Source organism: Paraburkholderia sp. BR14320 (assembly GCF_040948665.1).
In the GTDB taxonomy this organism is placed as follows: domain Bacteria; phylum Pseudomonadota; class Gammaproteobacteria; order Burkholderiales; family Burkholderiaceae; genus Paraburkholderia; species Paraburkholderia youngii.
The window spans coordinates 1-2,567 of sequence record NZ_JBFPKG010000154.1 but is presented as its reverse complement, the minus strand read 5'-3'; the positions used below and the strand labels follow the sequence as shown (position 1 = coordinate 2,567).

Sequence of the window (2,567 nt, the reverse complement as noted above, 5' to 3'; positions counted from 1 at the left end):
GGACTTTTCGGCGTTTAGGCGCCGCAAGTCTTTCGGCGTATAGATGCCAGTAGATTTTCGCCGTAAAGGCGCCACTGGCGTCTGAGTCGGGCGCTCGAACTTCGCCAACCGCTACCCTCCCGGCACGCATTTGCTCCGGAGGGTGGTTTGAAGAGGAAGTTCGAGATGTACCAATATCGACAGGTTCTGGTGCGAATGCGCCAGGGCGACTCCGACCGGGATATCGACCGGTCGAAGATCATGGGCCGCAAGAAGCTGGCGGCCGTGCGGGAGATTGCAACCGAACGCGGATGGCTTTCTCCGGACACCGCTCTGCCGGATGACGCGCAGCTCGCTACAGCGTTTAGTCGCAAGGAGTTCCTGCCGGCGAGCTGTATCTCGTCGGCCGAACCGTGGCGCGAGCAGATCGCCCAGTGGCACGACGCGGGCGTCCCCGGCACGACGATTCACGGCGCGCTGGTGCGCAACCACGGCTACGAGGGAAGCTACTCTTCCGTGTACAGGCTGCTTCAGCAACTGAAGGCGGAGCTCACGCCGGCTGTGCCGATGCGGCTGGAATTCAAACCTGCAGAAGCCGCGCAGGTTGATTTCGGTGCGGGCCCGAGCATCACGGACGCGCACACCGGCGAGATTCACAAGACGTGGTTCTTCGTGATGACGCTGTGCTGGTCACGGCATCAGTACGTTGAATTTGTCCGCGACCAGAGTGTCGACACGTGGTTGCTGTGCCATCGTCATGCCTTCGAGTGGTTCAATGGCGTGGTTGGACGCGTCATCATCGACAATCCCAAGTGCGCCATCGTCAAGGCCTGTATCTACGAACCCGAAGTCCAGCGGGCCTACGCGCAATGCGCCGAAGGGTATTCCTTCAAGATTGATCCGTGTCCGCCGAGGGACCCGGCTAAAAAAGGAATTGTCGAATCGGGCGTCAAATACGTGAAGTCGAGCTTCCTTCCGCTTCGCGAATTCCGTGATCTTGATGACGCCAACCGGCAAGCACAAGCCTGGGTGATGCACGAGGCCGGCACCCGGACGCATGGCACGACGCGCGAGGTGCCGCTCAAGCGTTTCGAAGACGTCGAACAGGCGCTGCTGCTGCCGCTTCCCGATGTGCCGCCCGAGCTGGCAACCTGGGCGCGCGTGAAGGTCCATCGCGACGCGCATGTGCAGTTCCAGCGTGCCTACTATTCCGTGCCGTTCCGGCTTGCCGGTAAAGACCTGTGGCTCAAGGCAACCGCCACCATGGTGCAGCTCTACTACGCGCACGAACTGTCGGCATCGCATGTCCGCCAGTCTGCGCCAGGAACGCGTAGCACGGTGGCCGATCACATGCCGCCAGCAGCACAGGCCTGGCAGTTGCACGACACCCAATGGTGCCTGAGAGAAGCGCAGCGTATCGGCCCGTCCTGCTACGCGCTTGTTCACGCGCTCTTCGGCGATCAGGTTCTCATCAAGCTGCGCGCCGTACAGGGCGTGCTGCGCTTCGCCCAGCAGTTCGGCGCGTCTCGCCTGGAGGCGGCCTGCCGTCGCGCGAATCACTTCGGCACGCCAAGCTACAAAGCCGTCAAGCTGATCCTGCAGAAAGGCCTCGATCAGACCTGGTTGTCGACCGAACCCGTTGAATCGGGCGCGACCACCTACACCCACGGCGGCCGCTTCTGCCGCGATACCCAGACTCTCCTGATCCATTGAATATGAATCCAATTCCCGAACTCACGTCTTCCCTCAAGCAATTGCGCCTGTCCGGCATCCTGGACACGCTCGAAGCACGCAACCGCGAAGCCATCGACCGCAAGCTCGCCTACACAGACTTCCTCACGTTGCTGATCCAGGACGAGATCGCCCGGCGCGATCATCGCAAGCTCGACGCCCGCATGCGTCGCGCCAACTTCCGTGGGCAGAAGACACTGGAAGGTTTCGACTTCGACCGGCTACCCAATCTTAATCGCGCCGTCGTCCATGATCTCGCGACCTGCCGCTTCATCGATGAGAAGGTCAGCGTGCTGATCGCCGGTCCGTGCGGAACGGGCAAAAGCCATCTGGCGCAGGCACTGGGCCATGCGGCCGCCCGGCAAGGTCACGATGTTCTGTTCATGACCCAGACCCGGCTTCTCGGCGCGCTACGCAACGCGCAAGCCGTGGGCTCCTACGAACGGCGCTTCCAGGCGCTTGCCAAGGTCCCGCTGCTCATCATTGACGACTTTGGACTGAAGCCCATGCGCGCACCCGAAGACGAAGACTTCCACGATCTGATTGCCGAGAGGTACGAGCGTACATCGACCGTCTTAACGAGTAATCTGGATTTTACCGAATGGGGTGACGCGTTCGCGACCAACAAAATGCTCGGCGCCGCAACGCTTGATCGCCTGCGACATGCCGCGTACCGCGTCGTGCTCGACGGCGAAAGCTATCGTGTCCCACGCCCGATGCCCGAGAGCAACAAATCAGCACTTGCGAGAGGAGGTAAAAACAAGGATTCTTGATACCCGTTCGAGCCCCGAATCAGGCGCCTGTCGCTGGCGCCATTACGCCGAAAACACCCGGCTCCTTTACGGCGAAAGGCAACA

The 2,567-nt window shown here is 61.3% G+C and carries 2 protein-coding genes; both read left to right on the top strand.

Annotated elements, in window-relative coordinates; translation table 11 throughout:
* Positions 1 to 165 precede the first annotated feature (165 nt).
* Positions 166 to 1,692, top strand: a complete 1,527-nt coding sequence (gene istA, locus AB3X89_RS39350; RefSeq protein WP_368587955.1) for an IS21 family transposase — start codon at positions 166 to 168, stop codon at positions 1,690 to 1,692.
* A gap of 2 nt (positions 1,693 to 1,694) precedes the next feature.
* Positions 1,695 to 2,483: an IS21-like element helper ATPase IstB gene (gene istB / locus AB3X89_RS39345; protein ID WP_368587954.1), complete on the top strand. Its 789-nt coding sequence runs from the start codon at positions 1,695 to 1,697 to the stop codon at positions 2,481 to 2,483.
* Positions 2,484 to 2,567: the final 84 nt, after the last annotated feature.

Excerpts from the sequence above, each read along its gene's own strand:
- istA (WP_368587955.1), top strand. The coding sequence starts at position 166 with ATGTACCAATATCGACAGGTTCTGGTGCGAATGCGCCAGGGCGACTCC.
- istB (WP_368587954.1), top strand. The coding sequence starts at position 1,695 with ATGAATCCAATTCCCGAACTCACGTCTTCCCTCAAGCAATTGCGCCTG.